Below are 19398 nucleotides of genomic sequence, written 5' to 3'. Positions count from 1 at the left end.
GACCGGTGACCGTTTCGGTTTCCAAATTCGGGGGGCAGGTGTGCCCCGCCTACCTTCGGCCGGTAGGCGGGGCACTCCTGCCCCGCATCCGATCACGCTAGGATCGACTGGACGACCTCGCCGGAGACGTCGGTGAGGCGGAAGTCGCGCCCTTGGGACTTGAAGGTCAGCCGGGTGTGGTCGATCCCCAATAGGTGGAGGATCGTCGCCTGGAGGTCGTGGACGTGCACGGCCCCTTCCGTGACGTGGAAGCCGAGGTCGTCGGTCGCACCCAGGGTGATCCCGGGTTTGATCCCACCTCCGGCGAGCCACATGGAGAAGGCCTGGGGATGATGGTCGCGGCCGAGGCTCCGCCCGAGCGCGGCGTTCGATTCGACCATCGGTGTCCGACCGAACTCGCCTCCCCAGACGACGAGGGTGTCGTCGAGCAACCCTCGGCGTTTGAGATCCTTGACGAGCCCCGAGGCGGCCCGGTCGGTGAGGCCGCACTGCGTCTTCAGGCCGCCGGCGACGTCGGAGTGGTGGTCCCAGCCTTCGTGGTAGAGGTTGATGAACCGCACGCCACGCTCGACCAGGCGTCGGGCGAGCAAGCAGTTGTTGGCGAACGACGGCTTGCCTCGCTTGGCCCCGTAGAGCTCGAGCGTCTCGTCGCTCTCGTCGGATAGGTCCATCAGTTCCGGCGCACTCGACTGCATCCGGTAGGCCAGCTCGTACGAGGCGATCCGGGTGGCGATCTCGGGGTCGCCGACGTCGTGCAACCTCCGCTCGTTCATGTCGCGGATCAGGTCGAGCGAGTCGCGCTGGAGGCGGGCGTCGATGCCTTCGGGGTTGGTCACGTTCAGGATCGGGTCCCCCTTGGACCGGAACGGGACCCCCTGATAGGCCGTCGGCAGGAAGCCGCTGCTCCAGTTGGCGACCCCGCCGCTCGTCCCTCCGGCCGAGGAAAGCACGACGAAGCCCGGGAGGTCCGTCGCCTCGCTCCCGAGGCCGTAGGTCACCCACGAGCCCATGCACGGCCGTCCGGGGAGGGACGAGCCGGTGTTCATGAAGATTTGAGCAGGGGCATGGTTGAACTGGTCGGTGTGCATCGACTTGATGATCGCGATGTCGTCGACCACGCCCGCCAGGTGCGGGAGCATCTCCGAGACCTCGGCGCCCGACTGGCCGTGCCGGGCGAACGCGAACCGCGAGGCCATCAGGCTGGCGTCGGGTCGGATGAACGCATATCGCTGATCCTTGACGACCTCGGCCGGGACGGGTTGGCCGTCGAACTTCCGCAGGCTCGCCTTGTTGTCGAACAGGTCGAGCTGGCTCGGGGCTCCGGCCATGAAGAGGTAGATCACGTGCTTCGCCTTGGGGGCGAAGTGGGGTGACCTCGGGGTCATCGGGTCGGCAGGAATGAGCGGGGCAGGGGCCGCCCTCAGTCCCGACTCGAGCAGCAACGACGCCAGGGCAATCTTGCCGACTCCGACGCCGCATTCGCGAAAGAAGTGACGACGCGTGGTGGCCTGGAGCTCGGCGAGTCCTCGTTCGAGGAGCCGGGCACGATCGCGGTCGCTCATCGGTCACTCCTTGGTAATCGTCTCGTCGAGGTTCAACAGGGCCCGCGCCACCGACGTCCAGGCGGCCAGCTCGGGGAGGTCGACGCCCGCCTTCTTCCCTTCGGCCTCGGTCATCCCGGCGACCTGCCCGGCGCTGGCCCCTCCCGAACGGAACCGGTCCAACTGTCGTTGCTGGAAGCGGGTCAGGCCGGCCAGCTCCTCGGGGCCGGGCTCACGGGTCAGGGCGAGTCGGAACGCGAGCCGGGCCCGCCCTTCGGCGTTGGCCGGGGCTTCGTCCAGGGCCCGACGGGCCAGGGCCCGAGACGCCTCGACGAAGACCGGGTCATTCAGGAGCGTCAACGCCTGGAGCGGCGTGTTCGACCGCTCGCGACGCACGCAGGTCGTCTCGGACATCGGCGCGTCGAGCGTCGCGAAGGCGGCGAATGGGGCCGTGCGCTTGAGGTAGGTGTAGACTCCCCTGCGATAGCGGTCCGCGCCGGTGCTGGCGGTCCAGGGCGTCTGGCCGTAAGCCAGCGAAGTGATCCCGTCAGGCTGCGGCGGGAAAACACTCGGGCCGCCGATCTTCGAGCTCAAGAGCCCGCTCGCCGCGAGGGCGATGTCGCGCACGACTTCGGCCTCGACCCGAAACCGAGGGCCGCGAGCGAGGAGCTCGTTCTTCGGGTCTCGGGCGAGCAGGTCGGGAGAGACCGTCGAGCTCTGGCGGTAGGTCGCGCTGGTGACGATCAGGCGATGCAACGCCTTCATGCTCCACCCTTGCCGAGGGAGCTCGGTCGCGAGCCAGTCGAGCAGCTCGGGGTGTGTTGGGCGCTCGCCCCTGGTGCCGAAGTCCTCGACGGTCGCGACCAGCCCCCGGCCGAAGTAGGCTTGCCAGACCTGGTTCATGGCGACCCGGCCCACCAACGGGTTCTGTTCGGAGACCAGCCAATTCGCCAGGGCGAGCCGGTTCTTCGGGCCCGTCGAAGGGAGGGGGGGCAAGACGGCCGGGACGTCGGCCCGAACCGCGATGGTCGGACTCAAGAATTCGCCCCGCTTGCGGATCTGCGTCGTGCGTGCCAGATCGGGGGTCCGTTCGCGGATCGCCAGGGTCGTCGGGTGCTTGGGCAACGCCTTCCGGAGCGTCTCGATCTCGGAGTTGGGCTTGCTGAGCTCGGGCGCGACGGCCAGGTAATGCTGCTGGATCCTCGCCTCCTCCGCGGCTGTCTTTTGGCCGTCGGGCTTGAGGAAGAGGGCTTCGACGTCGGCGGGGAGCCCCGAGGCTCGGACGGGTCTCGGCTCGGTCGTCGCCGAGATCCGGAACCGGCCGATCGTCATCTGGTGGATCCCCTCCTGGAAGAGGGTGAGATGGAGCCGGGTCTTTCGGCCGTCGCCGACCGGCTCCGCGAGGTTGAATACGGCGGCGTGCGGCTGCCCGGTTCGACCGCGGATCGACCAGCCGGTGTCGTGCTGCCCGTCGATCGAGAGTGCGGCGGGGTGATTCGGCTCCGCGTAGTCTTCCGACGCGTCCTTGAGGGCAACCCGACGAGCCTCACCCTTCTCGCCGATCGGCTGGGCCGAGAGGTCGACCTCGGTGAGGATGAAGTCGCCCACCGAGAACAACGGGGCCCGGCCAGGCCCTCCGTCCGGCATGCTCGGGTCGGGGAGGACTTCGAGCCGAAGGGCACTGATCCCCTTGAGGTCGGTCTCGAGGTCGAGTTCATAGACGTCGTTGTTCGGCTTGTCCCCGGTGGCGAGCACCGACAGGTCGTCCTGCACGGTCAGCGTCGCGAACTTCTTGGAGGTCACCTTCTCGGGCCGGAGCGTCGTCCAGGCGACCGGGGCTTGTGCGTGTTTCCACGCGGCGAACTTGGCATCGAAGTGTTTCTGGCGTCGTTCCTCGACCGTCGCGTTCGGGCCGGCCTCCCAGGGGACGGGACGCTTCGCGGAGATCCGGAACCGACCGAGGACGTGCTGTCCGCCGTACGTCTGTTCGAGAGTCAGGGTCAGCCGCGTCTTCCCGCCGACTCGGGTCCAATCCAGGACGGGGAAGGTGGCGGTCCGTGCCTTGTTCATGTGTCCCGAGAGGTCGTCGATCGCCCAGCCCGTCCGGCGCCGGCCGTCTTTCGCCGCACCGACTTCGAAGCCCTGTTGGGAGAAGTCCGCCGTGGGCGTCCCGAGCGTCAGAGGCTTTGTCTCCGAGGCATTGTCGGCAGGGGAGGCGGTCGCGTTGAACTCGGTGAGGACGAAGTTGCCGTGCGGGGTCCGACCGGGGCCTGTCGAGGGCAGGGACGGGTCGGTCAGGGCCTCGATGCGGAGGGCACGGATGTCGGGCAGGTCGGTCTCGATGACGACCCGGTAGACGTCGGACTCGGGGAGCATGCCCGAGGCGAGGACCGAGCCATCGTCGCGGACCTGCAACGCCGCACCGCTGGCCGACTCGACCGACAACGGTTTGAGCGTCTCCCAACCGGCCGACTCGTCCTCGGCCGGGAACTGATTTTTGAGGTCGGCCACCTTCGCCGCGAGCTTCGCGTCGGCCTCCGCACGTTGGGCGGCGATCTCGGGGGAGGGGACGTCGATCTCGGGCTCGTCGGCGTTATTGAAGAAGGCGAGGAACTGGTAATACTCGCGCTGAGTGATCGGGTCGAACTTGTGGGTATGGCACTGGGCACACTGGACAGTCAGGCCGAGCCAGACGGTCCCGGTGGTCGCGACCCGGTCGACGAGGGAGGCGAACCGGAATTCCTCGATGTCGATGCCACCTTCTTCGTTCGTCATCGTGTTCCGGTGGAAGCCGGTGGCGATGTTCGTCGAGAGCGAGGCGCCGGGCAGGAGGTCGCCCGCGATCTGCTCGATCGTGAATTGGTCGAAGGGCTTGTCGGCGTTGATCGCGTTGATGACCCAGTCGCGATAGGGCCAGATCGAGCGTTCGCGGTCCTTTTCGTACCCGTTGGTGTCGGCATACCGGGCCCGGTCGAGCCATCGTCGTCCCCAGCGCTCCCCGAAGTGGGGCGAGGCGAGCAGCCGATCCACCAATCGCTCATACGCGTCGGGTCGAGAGTCGGCGAGGAACGCGTCGACTTCGGCAGGGGTCGGGGGAAGCCCGACCAGGTCGAGGCTGAGTCGTCGGATCAGGGTCGTCCGGTCGGCTTCGGGCGAGGGGCTGAGGCCTTCCTTCTCCAGCCTCGCGACGATAAATCGGTCGATCGCGTTCTTCGACCAATCGGCATGTTTGACCTGGGGGAAGTTCGGACGCTCCGGGGCGAGGAACGACCAGTGGTTGCTCTTCACCGTCGTGGGGGCGTTCGAGTCGTCGGACCACGCAGCCCCTTGGTCGATCCAGGCCCGCAGGAGCCCGACCTGCTCGGGCGACAGGGCGTCGCCCGACCCTTCGGGGGGCATCATCCCGTCGTCGTCCACTCCCGCCACGAACCGGATCAACCGGCTCTCCGCGCTCTTCCCCGCCTCGAAGGCGGGTCCGTCGTCCCCGCCGGCAAATGCCTTCGCCTTCGAGTGCAGGCTCAGGCCCCCCTTCTGCTTCTCGGCCCCGTGGCATCGGACGCAATTCTTCGCGAAGATCGGGCGAATGTCCTTCGCGAAGTCGACCGTGCGAGTCGCGGCCGGGGGCAACTCGTCGCCGTCCTCGCCCAGGGCGACCGCGGCGGTCAGCGCCAAGGGGAGGCCGAGGATCAGTCGTCCGAGTCGGATCCGGAAGGGCCGATCGAGCATCTTCGATCTCCGAAAGGGGCGTTCACGCTCGGTGGGTGGGAGGCCTGGCGGCAGGGTCTGTCGCCCCTTATTTTAGCGACCGCTTCCCGTCTTGCCTAGGTCTTGGCTGGACTCGGACCCTGTCGTTTCGGGCCTCGGGATCGTTCAAAACCGCGGGTTTGGTAGGGGGTCACCGACTTCGGTTGGGTTTGTGCAGAATCTCTCTCAAGTTCATTGGTGGATCCCTTCAGGGAAACTGAGGAGCCCGAAGTTGCGGGGGTGGAGCCTTGCCGACCGATCCTGTCGTGCTCGATAACTGTGGGTCGGTCTTATCGACCGAGATGGTCGCGAGTGGTCCGGGGAGCCGAGACGAATGTTGCTGTCGAGATGCCTTGCTCGGGTGTCGGCGTCGCTCGCCGTCGTGGTGGTCGTGCTGGGTAACGCGGCGGAAGACACCAGGGCCGAGGAGGCCTCGCCGGAAAGCGTCCAAACCGCGCCGATCCCTTCGGCCGATGCGGCGAAGCGAATGACGGTCCCCGAAGGCTTCCGGGTGACGCTCTGCGTCGCCGAGCCCGACGTCCGCCAGCCGATCGCCTTTACGATCGACCCGAAGGGGCGGCTCTGGGTCGCCGAGAGCTTCTCGTATCCCAACTGGTTGCAGCCCCCCAAGGAGAACGACCGGATCCTGATCTTCGAGGATCGCGACGGTGATGGTACGTTCGATCATCGTTCCGTGTTCTGGGATAAAGGGGGGAAGGTCACGAATGTCTCAGGCTTGGCCCTCGGGTTCGGCGGAGTCTGGGTCTGCGCGACGCCGAACCTGCTGTTCATCCCCGACCACGACGGGAACGACGTCGCCGACGGCGACCCGGAAGTCGCGCTCGACGGCTGGGACGTCAACGCCCGCCACAACATCTTCAACGGCCTGAACTGGGGCCCGGACGGCTGGCTTTACGGCTGCAACGGCATCCTCTCCAACTCGAAGGTCGGCGTCCCCGGCACGCCCGAGGCCGCTCGCGTGGCCTTGAACTGCGGCGTCTGGCGCTTCCACCCGACGCGAAAGACGTTCGAAGCCGTCGCGCACGGGACGACGAACCCCTGGGGCCTCGACTTCGACGACTACGGCGAGGCCTACATCACGAACTGCGTCATCCCGCACCTCTTCCGCGTCGTCCCCGGCTCGCACTTCCAACGAATGTTCGGCCCCGACATCAACCCCCACAGCTTCGGGCTCCTCGAGAGCTGCGCCGATCACATCCACTGGGCGGGGGGCCACTGGACCGACTCGCGAGGAGGGACCGGCAAGCACGGCGAGGCCGGCGGCGGTCACGCCCACGTCGGCGCGATGCTCTACCTCGGCGACAACTGGCCCGACGACTATCGCAACTCCGTCTTCACCTGCAACGTCCACGGCCACCGCATCAACCGAGATACGCTCGAGCGGTCCGGCTCGAGTTTCGTCGCGAAGCACGGCAAGGATTTCCTCTTCGCCAACGACACCTGGTTCCGCGGCCTCGAGCTGAAATATGGGCCCGACGGCGCCGTCTACTTGACCGACTGGTCGGACATGGGCGAGTGCCACGAGACCGACGGCGACCTCGCCCACCGCGAGAACGGGCGGATCTTCAAAGTCTCCTACGGGACGCCTCGCCCCGTGAAGGTCGACCTCGCCGCCCTGTCCGACGACGAGCTCGTCCAGCTCCAACTCCACAAGAACGACTGGTACGTCCGCAACGCCCGACGCCTGCTCCAGGAGCGGGCCGCCAAGGGTAAGGATCTCTCGAAGGCGCATGCGGCCCTCCGCGCGATCTTCGAGACGAACCCGGAAACCACCCGCAAGCTCCGGGCTCTCTGGACCCTGTACGCGACCGAGGGATTGTCTTCGGGCCAACTCCGCGACCAACTCGCCCACCAGGATGAGTACGTCCGCAACTGGGCCGTGAGGCTGCTCGTCGACTCCAAGACGCCCGACCGCCGAACCCTCTCCGAGTTCGAGCGGTTGGCCCGCGAAGACCGCTCGCCCCTGGTCCGACTCTCCCTGGCTTCGGCCTTGCAACGGATCCCGGTGGACCAACGTCGGGGGATCGCCGAGGGGTTGATCGCCCATGCCGAAGACGTCCGAGACCCCTACCTCCCGCTGATGGTCTGGTACGGTGTCGAGCCGATGGTGCCCGCCGACAAGGCCGGTGCCGTTTCGCTCGCCCAGAAGGCCCGGATCCCGCTGGTCCGCCGTTACGTTGCCCGACGGCTCGTCCTCTCGGACGACACGCCCGAGGTCAAGGCGGCCCCGTCGGGACTCGCTCGCCTTATCACGCTACTCGATGAGAACAAGGACCCCGCGCTTCAAGCGGACGTGCTGGCGGGGATCCTCGAGGCGCTTCGTGGTCGCAAGGGGCTCGTCGCCCCCGAAGGTTGGCCGAAAACCTTCGCAAGTCTCGCGAGCTCCGGCGACGCCGGGGTCCGAGAACAGGGCCTCCTCCTCGCGCTCCTGTTCAACGACCCGAAAGCGGTGACGATCCTCAAGAAGACGGTCGCGGATGCGTCGACTCCGGCCGACGAGCGGCACCGGGCGTTGCAGTCGCTCGTCGAGAATCGAGCCCCGGCGATGGCGGGGACCCTCCAGGCTCTCCTCTCCGATAAGGTCCTCAAGGGAGCGGCGATCCGAGGCTTGGCCGCCTTCGAAGATAAGGCCACCCCGGGGCTCCTCCTCGGTTCCTATGGCTCATTCAGCGACGAGGAACGGGCCGATGCGATCAATACCCTCGCCACGAGGGCCTCGACGGCGACGCTCCTTCTCGACGCCGTCGCGAAGGGGACGATCTCCAAGCGAGACCTCAACGCCTCGGTCGCCCGACAGCTCCAGGCCTTCGGCGACAAGAAGCTGACCGCGAGGCTCGAAGATGTCTGGGGCTCCGTACGCCCCACGTCCTCCGAAAAGGCCAACCTCATCGCCAAGTATAAGTCGATGATCACGCCCGATCGGTTGAAGTCGGCCGACCCGTCGCGGGGGCGCGCCCTCTTCAACAAGACCTGCCTCCAATGCCACAAGCTTTTTGACTCCGGGGGAGACGTCGGCCCCGAGCTGACCGGCTCCGATCGAGCCAACCCGGATTACATCCTCGAGAACGTCCTCGACCCGAGCGCCACGGTCGGGCGCGACTATCGCCTCAACACCGTGGCGACCACAGACGGCCGCCTGATCTCGGGGATCCTCCGCGAGCAGACCGATAAGACGTTGGTCATCCAGACCGTGAACGAGCGGATCGTCCTGCCCCGCGACGAGGTCGAGGAACTCAAGCCCTCCGAAGCCTCGATGATGCCCGAAGGGGCCCTCGAGAAGCTCTCCCCCGAAGAGGTCCGGGACCTGATCTCGTACCTCGGCAGCAAGACCCAGGTCCCGGCTGCGGGTTCGGCCGGGAACTGATCGAGCGGACGGGGGAGTATTCGCCACGAAGGCACAAAGACACAAAGAAGAAATCGAATCAAAGAATTTTAAAATTCTTTGTGTTTGTCTTTCGTGTCTTTGTGCCTTCGTGGTGAATACTTCCCCCGCCATCGGGAATACTCACCCTCGATGAGCGTCGACGGCCAACCTCCATACCAGGGGGTCCCCGTTCGGCGCTCGCGTTCGATTTCGGCCAGGGCGTATTTCTTCACGCCGTCGCGGCCGGCGAAGATGGGGCGGTCGGTGCCGATTTCGTAGTGGCGGGCCCAGAGGGGACGGCTCGTCGGGTCTTCGACTACGACCGTGTCGAAGTCGGCGCTGTGGCGGAGGAAATCCTCCTTCGGGGCCTTGATCTTCGCCACGCGGATCCCGGAGAGCTTGACCCTCGCCAGCCACGCGGTCGCGGCGTCCGTCGCCGCGAGGATTTCGGGGCTCGGGTTGTCCAGGCGCATCAGGAACCGGACGATCTCGGTCGTTTCCTGGGGGCACGTCGAGGCCAACTCGAACGTCCGGGCCGGTCGAGCCGCGTAGGTCGCCTCGTCGTGCTGCTGGCACCAGCCCGTGAGGGTGTCTTCCGTGCGGATCTGGCACTCGAGGATGCAGGCCACGCCCCGACGGACGGCGTCTCTCGCCTTGTCACGCCGGTCTTGATCGAGCCAGGCGAAGTGCGGGGCGCCGATTGCCGCGTCCTCGAGGACGTCCAGGATCCCGATCATCACGCCATCATTAAACGTGATATGCGCGTGAAAGTCCTTGGGATTCGGGAATCGTTGGGGGAATCCACCGTTGGAGTATTGCGACGCCAGGAGGAAGTCGAAACCCCGCTCGCAAGCTCGTCGCCAGGACGGTTCCGGGGCCTGGGCCACGGCGCGAGCCAGGTAGTCGACCTGGGAGTGGAGGTTCGCGTTATCGTACGACGTATCTGAGTGCGATCGAGTCGCGACGACTGCGGCCTCCTGCTCGGGGGTGAGGACCGCCGTCATGTCGTAGTCCTTCGGCCAACCCCCGTTGTCCCTCTGGAACAACAGGATGTTCGCCACGATCGCACGCACCTGCTTGGGTGCGTGCGACGGCTGACCGGGGAGGGCCTGGATCACGCGACCCGAGTCGCGGATGTCCCGCCAGTGATGGGCGCTGCTGCCGAACCCTCGCACGGAGATCGGCTTCAATTCGGGAGGCGTTTCGGCCACGCCGGGTGCCATCCCGACGAGCATCAAGACGATTGATGATGGCCACGTCCGAAACCCGAGCATGGGTCGCCTCCAGTGACTGCGGATCTCGGGTGGGCTATTCATCACAAAAGCACAAAGTAAATCATCCGGGAGTACGAGACTCTCTCTCACATTCCTTGTGTGTCTTTGTGCCTTTGTGGTGAATCTGGATCCCTACCCGCCACTCAGTCCGCCAACTCCCCAAGCACTTCGCCGATGCAACGGTCGAGGATCGCGATCATCTCGTCGATCTGTTCTTCGGTGACGACCAACGCGGGGCCGAACGCGATCCAGTGGGGGTCGAATCGGCAGAGGAGGCCCTGTTCGAGGGCCCGACGACCCACGCGGACACCGAACGCGATGTCGGCCGGGAACTGTTCCTTGGTGGCGGGATTGCGGACGAATTCGATGGCCTGGAGGAGCCCCTTGCCGCGGATGTCGCCGATGATCCCATGCTTCTCGGCCAGCTCCTCGAATCGGCGCCGGAGGTGTTCGCCCTGGGTCCGGGCGTTGCCGCAGAGGTCTTTCTCGACGATCTCGCGGAGGACGGCGATTCCCACGGCGCAGGAGATGGGGTTCCCCTCGAACGTGTGCCCCTCGACGAAGCCGGGGTTTTCGGAGATCGGCCCCCAGAAGACGTCGGCGATGGGTTGCCGGCAGATCATGGCCGAGATCGGGGCGTATCCGCCGCTGAGACCCTTGGCGGTGCAGAGGATGTCGGGGGTCACGCCGAACGTCTCGGCGGCGAACATCTGGCCGGTCCGGCCGGCGCCGGTGATGATCTCGTCGAAGATCAAGAGGATGTTATGCCGATCGCAGATCTCCCGGAGGATCGGCAGATACTCGTCCGGCGGGTCGATCACGCCGCCGGTGTGACCGATCGGTTCGACGAGGATCGCGGCGACCGTCGCCGGGTCTTCCATGTTGACCATGTCTTCGATGATCGTCGCACACGTGATGTTGCAGGAGGGGTATTCCTTGCCGAACGGGCATCGGTAGCACGTCGGCGGGAACACGTGGAGGAAGCCCGGCGCCATCGGCTCGTTGACGGTCTTCCGCGACTTCAGGCCCGAGGCCGAGAGGGCCCCGAGGGTCGAGCCGTGCCACGACTGGTAGCGGCTGATGACCTTGTATTTGCCGGGCGAGCCCGTCAGTCGGTGATACTGCCGCGCGAGCTTGATCGCCGCTTCCACGACCTCCGAGCCGCCGCACTGGAACTTCACCGTCGAGAGGTCGCCGGGGGTGAGCTCGGCCAGGAGGTTGGCGAGCTGCACGGCCACCGGGTTCGTCCCGTGCATCGGCGGCGAGAACGCCAGGTTGTCGAGCTGCTCGCGGACCGCGTCGATGATCCGCCGATTGTTGTGCCCGAGCGACGCGACGTAGATCCCCGAAAGCGCATCGAGGTACTTCTTGCCGTTGACGTCCCAGTAATACAGCCCATCCGCGCGGGCCATGATCAGGGGAGACTTCGACCACTCGGCCATCTGATCGCGGACGAAGATGTGTCGGAGGAAAGACTCCTCGGTCGTGCTGGCCTCGGAGATCAGGTCGGGCAAGGTCCGTGCGGTCATCGGGGCGTTATCCCTGAGATTGATTCAATTCGAGGGTCAGGCGGCGATCGACGACCGTTCCGGCCGCCCCGTTTCCCGAGGCCCCTTGGGGTCGAACGGATCACGTTGTGGGCTCGGGGGGCGCTCGTCTCGTAGAGGAGGGCGAAGGCCTTACTTCGCGAGGCGTCGAAAGTACCACCGTACCGCACTCGCCGGGGTTCATAAAGTCCGTTCTCCTCCGCATCGCGGCCCTTGGCACTCAATAATTATGGAATGGCTCTATCCAGCCTCTTTCTTTTCGCCGGGCCTCCGACTCCATCCCCCGCAGTTAGCACATCCGCATCCCACCTGTCGCACTCGTTGGCTTGTCCTGGGCTTATTTAACAAGAATTGGCCAGTAGGGACATCCCCTCGACCATCGCGAGGAATCCAACCCTGTCGTGCGGATCGTCCAATCCGGCGCGAACGGCCCGGTGTATTCGTTCTCGGGCAACGGGGTCGCCGTCGCTCCGAGGCACGCTCGGAGGGGCCCTGTTGGAGTGGCCTGATTTGCCTCGCGCCTTGGGGCAGATGGTCAGGGGGAAATTCCATGAACGACTTCAGCGACGCGGATCGAGGAAACGCCAGCAACGACCGCCGGGGTTTCCTCAAATGCATGGCCTGGGCAGGGACCGGGCTCCTCTGGACGGTCGGTGGCGGAATCGCTTCGTCGCAAGCCTTCGGCCAGGGCCTCGGTCGAGCCGCATCTGCCGGGGGGTTCACGTTCGCGCAGATCAGCGACAGCCACATCGGTTTCGGCAAAGATCCTTACAAGAACAGCGTGATCGCCACCCTCGAAGAGGCCGTCGCTCGGATCAATGCGATGCCCGAGAAGCCCGACTTCCTGATCCACACCGGCGACATCACCCACCTCTCGATCCCCAAGGAGTTCGACACCGTCTCGGAGATCCTCAAAGGGGTGAAGGTCGGCAAGATCTTCTACGTGCCCGGCGAGCACGACGTCATCGGCTCGGAATACCTCAAGCGGTTCGGCAAGGGCACCCAAGGCGAGGGCTGGTACAGCTTCGACCACCACGGTGTCCACTTCGTCGGGCTCGTCAACGTCGCCAGCGAGGGGACGGATAAAGGCCTCGGTGTCCTGGGCGACGAGCAACTCGACTGGCTCAAGGCCGACCTGGCCTCCCTGAGTGCCAGCACCCCGATCGTCGTCTTCGCCCACGTTCCGCTTTGGTCGGTCTACCCCCAATGGGGTTGGGGCACTGCGGATGGCCTGCAGACGCTCGGACTTCTCAAGCGATTCGGCTCGGTCACCGTGCTCAACGGCCACATCCATCAGACGCTGCAGAAGGTGGAAGGGCACGTGACTTTCCACACGGCTCGCTCGACCGCCTTCCCCCAACCCAGGCCCGGACAGGCTCCGTCCCCCGGACCGATGAAGGGGATCCCCGCAAGCAAACTCCGCACCATGCTCGGGGTGACGAGCGTGACCTACCGCGAGGGCCAGGGCCATCTGGCCGTCACCGACTCGGCGCTCGGGTAAGACCATGTCCCGAAACCTGTTGGCTTAAAAGAAGACGAATCGATCCGCAGATGACGCAGATCGACGCAGATGAACATCCTGAAATCTTTCCATTCCATCTGCGTCGATCTGCGGATCGTCTTCAGCCTCCCTTTCTCGAACCGTTATCGGGTTAATTCGCCAATCCGTCCGATTCGGGTTAGACTCATTCATGCGTGTCGGGGATCGAGCATGACGCGGAACGTAATCGGCCGGACCATGACCGAGCTCACTCCCAGCGACGAGGAACTCATGGCCAGGCTCGCCGAGGGGAGTCGCGAGGCCCTCGGGCCGCTCCACGGCCGTTATGCGTCCTTGCTCTTCGACATCGCTTCTCGCTCGCTCGGCCGGGCCTCGGCCGAGGAGATCGTCCAGGACGTCTTCGTCACGGTCTGGCGCAAGGCCGAGCAGTTCGACCCCGCGCGGGGCCGGTTCCGCGCGTGGGTCCTTCGAATCACCCACCATCGCATCATCAACGAACTGAGGCGTCGGGGCAGGGGCCCCTCGATGGAACCCGACCCCGAAGGCCTCCACGTCGGCAACGTCCCCGAACCGGGCCCGGATCCCTCCGAGGCCGCCTGGCTCGACCACCGCCGCGAGATCCTCCGGGCCGCCGTCGAGACCCTTCCGCCTCCCCAGCGCCAGGCGTTGAGCCTGGCCTACCTCGAAGACCTCACGCACCAACAAATCGCCGACTTCCTCGACGTCCCCCTCGGGACGACGAAGACCCGCATCCGCGCCGGCCTCCAGCGCCTCCGCATCCACCTCGCCCCACTCCTGACGGCGGGCTTCCTTCTCGCCGGCGTCGTCGCGACCGCCCTCATCCGCGATTGGAATCTGACGGCAGACCTCCGCCGCGACGAAGCCGCTCTCCGCCTGGTGACCTCCAGCGACGTCGTCCCCCGACGCCTCGTCGCCGCGCCCGGCACCCCCGCCGAAACCCACGGCAACTACCGAGGCCGACCCGGCATCCCGATGGCCGTGACGACATTCTCCTCGTTGCCACTGGCACCGGCGGGCCGTGTCTATCGAGCCTGGGGACTCTTCGCAGGCCGTTGGTACCTCCTAGGCGATGTTTATCCCGACGCCCGTGGCAGTGCCCTGCTCGTCAGCGAGGGCCCACTCCTGGCGACCCCGCCGACGGCCGTGAAACTGACAGTGGAACCGGCCGGCCCATCCACGGAACCGACCGGAGTTCCTGTGATCGCTTGGCCGGCTCCGTGAGCAAGTGATTCCGCCAGAGACAAATGCGGTTTCCAATGATCCCTCAATAAAAGCGTATCCTTTCTCATGCCCGCGACTCCCGTGGCAGGCTCCGGACGTTGGATTTGCATCCAGCTATGATAAGTTTGAGGTGATGCCATGATGCGAATGCGGCTGAGCACGTTGATGCTGCTGATCGTGATCGCGGCGTTGAGCACCACCCTGATAGTAAAGCCGTGGCGGGCGGCCCTCGTCGAGGCTCGGCTGCGAGCCGACATGGCCAAGTCCATCGCCCGGCAGGTCGCCGAGGAGCGGAAGATCATCAACGCTCAGAAGACGAATCCTCGAACGACCAACCGATTCGTCGGGGCGGGAGAGGGGCCGTGAGTCACGAACTGGTCAGAGCGTTGTCCGCCGGCGTTCCGGCTCCGGCCGCCTTGTCGGATTTGGCGGTGCTGGTCGAGTGTGCCAGGGCCGCCGGCAGATTCGTCTGGAACGTATCCTCGACGCCGAGCCCATAGACTCGCATACGCAAAGAGCCTGCATCCGGGCGGTCAAACGCGCCCTGTCCAGGGTCGAAGGGCAGGGGGGCGGCTCCCAGCGAGGGTGCCGGGCCTGATCGACCCATAGATCGTCCAAGCGAGGTTGCGTCGACAATTCACCTCAGCGAAAGGCAATGGGCGTCATCAACGAGGGGAGAACCTTCGGTCAGCTGGTCTTGGTATTCGCACTGGCCAACCTGTTCCCCGCCATGGCGAGGTCGCAGAGCGGGGGACCTGGCGGGAGGATGCTCCGGGGCGCGGAGAGCATGCTCTCCAATAAGGGCGTTCAGCGAGAGTTGAAGCTGACTTTCCGCACATCTCGCGCGATTATCTCGACGTAAGTCCTTGTGATTGCTGAGATATCGGTGCCAATTTATGTGTCGCGGACCAGAAATCCGCTCTCCACAACGCATTGGCCTGCAATGAGTTGCGGAGATGTGCGGAACGTGGGTTGAAGGTGACGGACGAGCAGGCGTCGAAACTGGATGCACTCGTTGCTGAGATGATCAAAACCGGGCGTGCCCAACGTCCCCAACTCCAGGACCTTCCCGAGGGCCAGCGTGTGAAACGGGCCCAGGAATTGAGGGGGCGCAGGCAAGATGACCTGCACGCGAAGTTGGTCGGCATCCTCAATGCCGAACAGATCGAGCGGTTCACGCAGATCCAGATCCAGCAGTTCGGAGCCATGGCCTTTTCGATAACCCGCGTCCAGGAAGCGCTGAAGTTGAGCGACGAACAGAAGGCCAACCTCGAGGCAATCCACGCGGAAGCGCGGCAGGCGAGCAACCGGAGCGTTCTCGATTCCGTCGGCCGCGATCGGTCAGGCAAACAGGAAGTGTTGAAGAAGGTGAGCGACCTGAAAGGACGAGCCTTCGAGCAGACCTACGCTCAACTGACCGACTCGCAGAAAGCGATCTACAAGGGGCTGATCGGCAGGCCGTTCGAGGTCAAGTTCGAGCCACCCGCCCCTTGAGCGTTACGCTCGCCGCTCGAACGGATGTCTGCCGCTGAAACCGACCGGTCTGAGCCGGGTATCACTTCGGGTATGGATCCATCTCGCCGTGTCTGTTGGGTCACGAACATGACACGGCGATGACTTCAGGCCTCTTGCACCACTCCCAGTCGAGGCTTGCCATGAGACGTCTTACGACCTCCGTCCTGCTCCTCGGCATGATCGCATCCGTCTGCGGCAAGGCCTCGCTTGCAGGGGCCGAACTCGGGGACGCCGCGGAGACCAAATACCTGACCTTCCAGGTCATGACCGGCCTCCCCGGCTATGCGGGCCCTCCGCCGATGCCCGGCCGATCGTCGCTCAACAAGGCTCAACTGCAAGCGTTTGTCCGCGAGGTAGTCAAGGCGATCGGGACCACGGGAGACGCGCGACACAAGTTGGGTTTCGCCGTGGGGCCCCTCTGTTTCGACATGCCCGATGACGAGACTCGCCAGTTCCTCCGCGATTCCTTCGCGGTCGCTCGGGAGAACGACGTCGCCGTCGCCTTCCACATCGACGATTCGATGATATGGGGGCGTCGACAGGATCTGTTATCCAACCCCGACAACATCGAGACCGCGGACTGGACGCAACAACCGAATCGCGGTCGACGGGCGGACTGGGGCCCCGATCCCACCAAATTCCCGCCGCAGATGTGTTTCAACAGCCCCGCCATCGTGGCCGCCGTGAAGGTCCGCGCGGGGTTGATTGGCGCCGAGATCTCGCGGGAGTTGGCGGCGTTGAAATCCCAAGGCAAGGCGCACCTGTTCGCGGGCGTGATCGCCGGCTGGGAGACGCAGATCGGTCGCGATTTCGAGACGGGCCGCCCCCTGGGCTACCGGGCCCTCCTCCATCGCGGATTCAGCGAACGCCACCCGCCCGCAAATGCGGACCTCGAACGGACTCGGGTCGTCAAAGAGTTCATGGAGCTCTGGGCCAACTCGCTCCAGGCGGGCGGTGTCCCTCGTCCGCGGATCTTCTGCCACATCGCGTTCACCGACCAGGGCCTGCGCGAGCCGGCCGCCAAGGAGTCGGACGCGGTGTCGGTCAACTTCGCACCCTCAGACGTCGCCTTCAGCCCTGCGTTCCGTCCTGGCTTCTCCACGTACCCCGAGGGGACGACCTTCAAGGCCATCTACAGCGTCCTGAAGTCGCACGACTCCCCAGGATGGATCTCGGCCGAGGGGGCCAACGTGTCCCCCACGAGCATGCCCGGCGAGCCCACGATGGAGACCTACCTGGGGAGGATGTTCAACCACGGAGCCGTCCTGACGAACATCTTCGCCTGGGGCATCGGCGGCGAGGCGATGCGCGACAACTTCTTCCGCCGTGCCGCCGAAAACTCCGAGGCCCTGGCCGCCTACGCCAAGTTCCTGCGGCACGCGCCACTCATCGAGTCGGCCCCGACCGGTTTCTCCAGCGAGGCGTTCCGGGCGAAGATGCGCCGCATTCAGCAGGAGCTCCCGGATTGGGTCCAAAAATCGAGGAAGCAGGCGCAGGCGATGCCACTGACCGAGAAACTCCAGGCGAATATCAAGGACATGAGATGGCCGGAAGCTGACAAAGTGGCCGATGAGCTGCTGTCGCTGATGAAGGGCGAGGAGCGGGGCAACGCGAAGCCGTAAACATCCCCGAGTTCGGGTCGGGAGGGGTGAAGCGAGGATTGGTGCGGATGACCACTTGAGATCCCGGAGGGGAGGCGTAAGCTGGCGAGGTCTTGATCCCAGGTATCGGCTCTCAGCGGGGCGTCAGGAACAAGGGTTAGGCCGGAGGTGAGACGCGGATGGCAGGATCACCAACTCGTAAGTCCTTGGAGGAGACATGGCGCTACCTGGAGCGGGAGGGCGAGAGCGTCCCCCGGGATGCTACCGGCCGTCCGTTCGTGCCCGTCCGGATGCCCAGCCATGATGATGACGAGCCGCTCGGGTTCTCCTACTTCCGTTACCGGCTGGAGGACGCCAACAACAGCAATCTAACCCTGCCCCGGACGCTTTTCGGACGGTCTCTGTTCTGTCGAGTGAACTTCGCGGCCACCGACCTGTCCGAGTCCCGGATGTGCTGGAACGATTTCGTGGAGTGCGACTTCTCAGGGAGTGACTTGTCCAGATGCGACCTTCGGGCGTCCAACTTCAAAGGATGCAAGTTCGTCGGGGCGGTACTCCGAGACGCGGATCTTCGCCGATCGTCATACGAGGACTGCGACTTCGCCGGGGCAGAACTGGACGGCGCCGTGGGCGTGAATGAGAACGCGATCGGGTGGATACGAGACTATCTCACCAACGACCAGCAGGCGGTCATGGTATGGGCCGAGGATTCGGGGGCTGAGCCGCCTGGAGGTTGAAAGTTTTTTATATTTATGTTTGTATTTGTAATTATTATCATGTTTTGTGAAATATTGGTTGTTCGTATTTTTCAGGCCCTGCCCCCCTCGAGCTCGCCATTTTTTTGCGACTGAGCTCTCTTCGCGAAGTTTAGCTATGGTCTCTGCCTTCGAGCCGTCCAGGAGTCAAGCAAGACGCATGCTCTTGATCGAGGAGAGGGAGGTTGAGCGAACCATGTGCAGGCTGTATCGTGTAATTTAAGTCCTGTACATGACCACGCTACGATCGAATCCGAAGATAAACTTCCGCTTCAAATCGCCTGGCCGGTGCGTCATGACCTTGCCGGGCGTGTCTATTGGGTCTCTCCATGCTTCCCGCCTTCCTCCTCGTGGCGTTCCTCGCCGCCGTTGCCGCCTCAGTTTCCTTCCTCATTCGATATGAAAAGTTTCGTGCAGAACGAGAACGGCAGGACCGACGCCGTCGAGTCATGGTGATTGCTTCGGCGATCGCCGGAGAATTGAAACGTAAGGGTACTTTGGCATTTGACCTTTTCGCTTTCGCGGATTCTCAGGGCATGCCCGGTGATGAAGCTGCGGAGGGGGCTGTCGAGGTCTATCGCTCGATTTGTGCTCGCGCTATGGAAGACGGGGTAATATCCCCGGCCGAGGAAAGGCTCTTAACTCAGCTCGGCCAGGCGCTCGACCTGGATTCTGTCGATCGATCCCGTCTCCTCGATGAAGCGACGAAGAAATGGACACTCCAGACGGCGCAGGTCGCTTCCGAAGAAAGGCAGCGGATCGAGGCCAGCCAAGCCGAGTTGGTGCGTCGGTCATTGAACGTGGGTTCGGATGAAACGCCCCTTGTAACGGCGGGCGCAGATACCGTCGAAAAGCTCGGCCGGATGCACTCGAAAGTCGCGGGGGTGACCATGACGAACGATGACGGCTCCTCGCGGCAGCATTTAATTCGCCGATACTGCCGGGCGGGACAGCGTCTCGTCGTCGTACGCGAGCCCGACAATCCCTATGATACCCACGCCGTGGCGATCTACCTCGCGAGGCCGAAGGCTTCGATTGGATTCATCGGTTCCCACATCTCGCCATTCCTCGGCGCGACGATCGACAGGGGTGGACGAGTCGACGTAACGATATCCGAGGTCACCGGCGGTAAGGGTGGGAAATACTATGGGGCCAATATCGTGATCGACTTCACCAAGTTGCCCGACGTGAAGCGATCGTGGGCCAAAAAGAAAACATAGACGATATCGAATTTGTGGTAATACTGGTATTTATACATTCTCCAGTCTTAATGATGCCGTCGGGTTCGCTCCC

The 19398-nt window shown here is 64.6% G+C and carries 13 protein-coding genes; 8 read left to right on the top strand and 5 right to left on the bottom strand.

Going from position 1 to position 19398, the window contains the following annotated elements:
• Positions 1 to 92 precede the first annotated feature (92 nt).
• Positions 93 to 1562 (bottom strand): DUF1501 domain-containing protein, encoded by a 1470-nt coding sequence (locus ACYOEI_RS10615; RefSeq protein WP_462849436.1) that lies wholly within the window; start codon positions 1560 to 1562, stop codon positions 93 to 95.
• 3 nt (positions 1563 to 1565) lie between these two features.
• The gene (locus ACYOEI_RS10610; protein WP_462849435.1) at positions 1566 to 5267 is read right to left on the bottom strand and encodes a DUF1553 domain-containing protein; all 3702 of its coding nucleotides are present in this window, start codon (positions 5265 to 5267) and stop codon (positions 1566 to 1568) included.
• Between the two features lie 352 nt (positions 5268 to 5619).
• Here ACYOEI_RS10610 and ACYOEI_RS10605 point away from each other — a divergent pair, with 352 nt between their 5' ends.
• Positions 5620 to 8670 (top strand): PVC-type heme-binding CxxCH protein, encoded by a 3051-nt coding sequence (locus ACYOEI_RS10605; protein WP_462849434.1) that lies wholly within the window; start codon positions 5620 to 5622, stop codon positions 8668 to 8670.
• A gap of 68 nt (positions 8671 to 8738) precedes the next feature.
• Here the strand turns inward: ACYOEI_RS10605 and pelA are convergent, their stop codons facing one another.
• Positions 8739 to 9944, bottom strand: coding sequence for a pectate lyase (pelA, locus tag ACYOEI_RS10600; RefSeq protein ID WP_462849433.1), 1206 nt, complete (start codon positions 9942 to 9944; stop codon positions 8739 to 8741).
• A gap of 143 nt (positions 9945 to 10087) precedes the next feature.
• Positions 10088 to 11473 carry an aminotransferase family protein gene (locus tag ACYOEI_RS10595; RefSeq protein WP_462849432.1) on the bottom strand — a complete coding sequence of 462 codons (1386 nt, stop codon included), beginning with the start codon at positions 11471 to 11473 and terminating at the stop codon, positions 10088 to 10090.
• Positions 11474 to 12041: 568 nt separating this feature from the next.
• Here ACYOEI_RS10595 and ACYOEI_RS10590 point away from each other — a divergent pair.
• From ACYOEI_RS10590 to ACYOEI_RS10580, 3 genes are all read left to right on the top strand, one after another.
• The gene (locus ACYOEI_RS10590) at positions 12042 to 12992 is read left to right on the top strand and encodes a metallophosphoesterase family protein (RefSeq protein ID WP_462849431.1); all 951 of its coding nucleotides are present in this window, start codon (positions 12042 to 12044) and stop codon (positions 12990 to 12992) included.
• A gap of 210 nt (positions 12993 to 13202) precedes the next feature.
• Positions 13203 to 14234, top strand: a complete 1032-nt coding sequence (locus ACYOEI_RS10585) for a sigma-70 family RNA polymerase sigma factor (protein ID WP_462849430.1) — start codon at positions 13203 to 13205, stop codon at positions 14232 to 14234.
• A gap of 138 nt (positions 14235 to 14372) precedes the next feature.
• On the top strand, positions 14373 to 14600 hold the full coding sequence (locus ACYOEI_RS10580) for a hypothetical protein (protein WP_462849429.1): 228 nt from the start codon (positions 14373 to 14375) through the stop codon (positions 14598 to 14600).
• A gap of 1 nt (position 14601) precedes the next feature.
• Here ACYOEI_RS10580 and ACYOEI_RS10575 read toward each other — a convergent pair whose 3' ends face one another.
• On the bottom strand, positions 14602 to 14748 hold the full coding sequence (locus tag ACYOEI_RS10575) for a hypothetical protein (protein ID WP_462849428.1): 147 nt from the start codon (positions 14746 to 14748) through the stop codon (positions 14602 to 14604).
• 458 nt (positions 14749 to 15206) lie between these two features.
• Between ACYOEI_RS10575 and ACYOEI_RS10570 the strand changes: the two genes are divergently transcribed.
• The 4 genes from ACYOEI_RS10570 to ACYOEI_RS10555 all read left to right on the top strand — a co-directional run bounded on the left by ACYOEI_RS10570 (position 15207) and on the right by ACYOEI_RS10555 (position 19325).
• Positions 15207 to 15728 (top strand): hypothetical protein, encoded by a 522-nt coding sequence (locus tag ACYOEI_RS10570; protein WP_462849427.1) that lies wholly within the window; start codon positions 15207 to 15209, stop codon positions 15726 to 15728.
• Positions 15729 to 15889: 161 nt separating this feature from the next.
• On the top strand, positions 15890 to 17371 hold the full coding sequence (locus ACYOEI_RS10565; RefSeq protein ID WP_462849426.1) for a hypothetical protein: 1482 nt from the start codon (positions 15890 to 15892) through the stop codon (positions 17369 to 17371).
• 158 nt (positions 17372 to 17529) lie between these two features.
• On the top strand, positions 17530 to 18087 hold the full coding sequence (locus ACYOEI_RS10560) for a pentapeptide repeat-containing protein (protein WP_462849423.1): 558 nt from the start codon (positions 17530 to 17532) through the stop codon (positions 18085 to 18087).
• Positions 18088 to 18434: 347 nt separating this feature from the next.
• The gene (locus ACYOEI_RS10555; protein ID WP_462849422.1) at positions 18435 to 19325 is read left to right on the top strand and encodes an HIRAN domain-containing protein; all 891 of its coding nucleotides are present in this window, start codon (positions 18435 to 18437) and stop codon (positions 19323 to 19325) included.
• Positions 19326 to 19398: the final 73 nt, after the last annotated feature.

The organism is Singulisphaera rosea, assembly GCF_054877945.1.
Note: the sequence above shows the minus strand (reverse complement) of the source record. Positions and strands in the feature narration are given on the sequence as shown.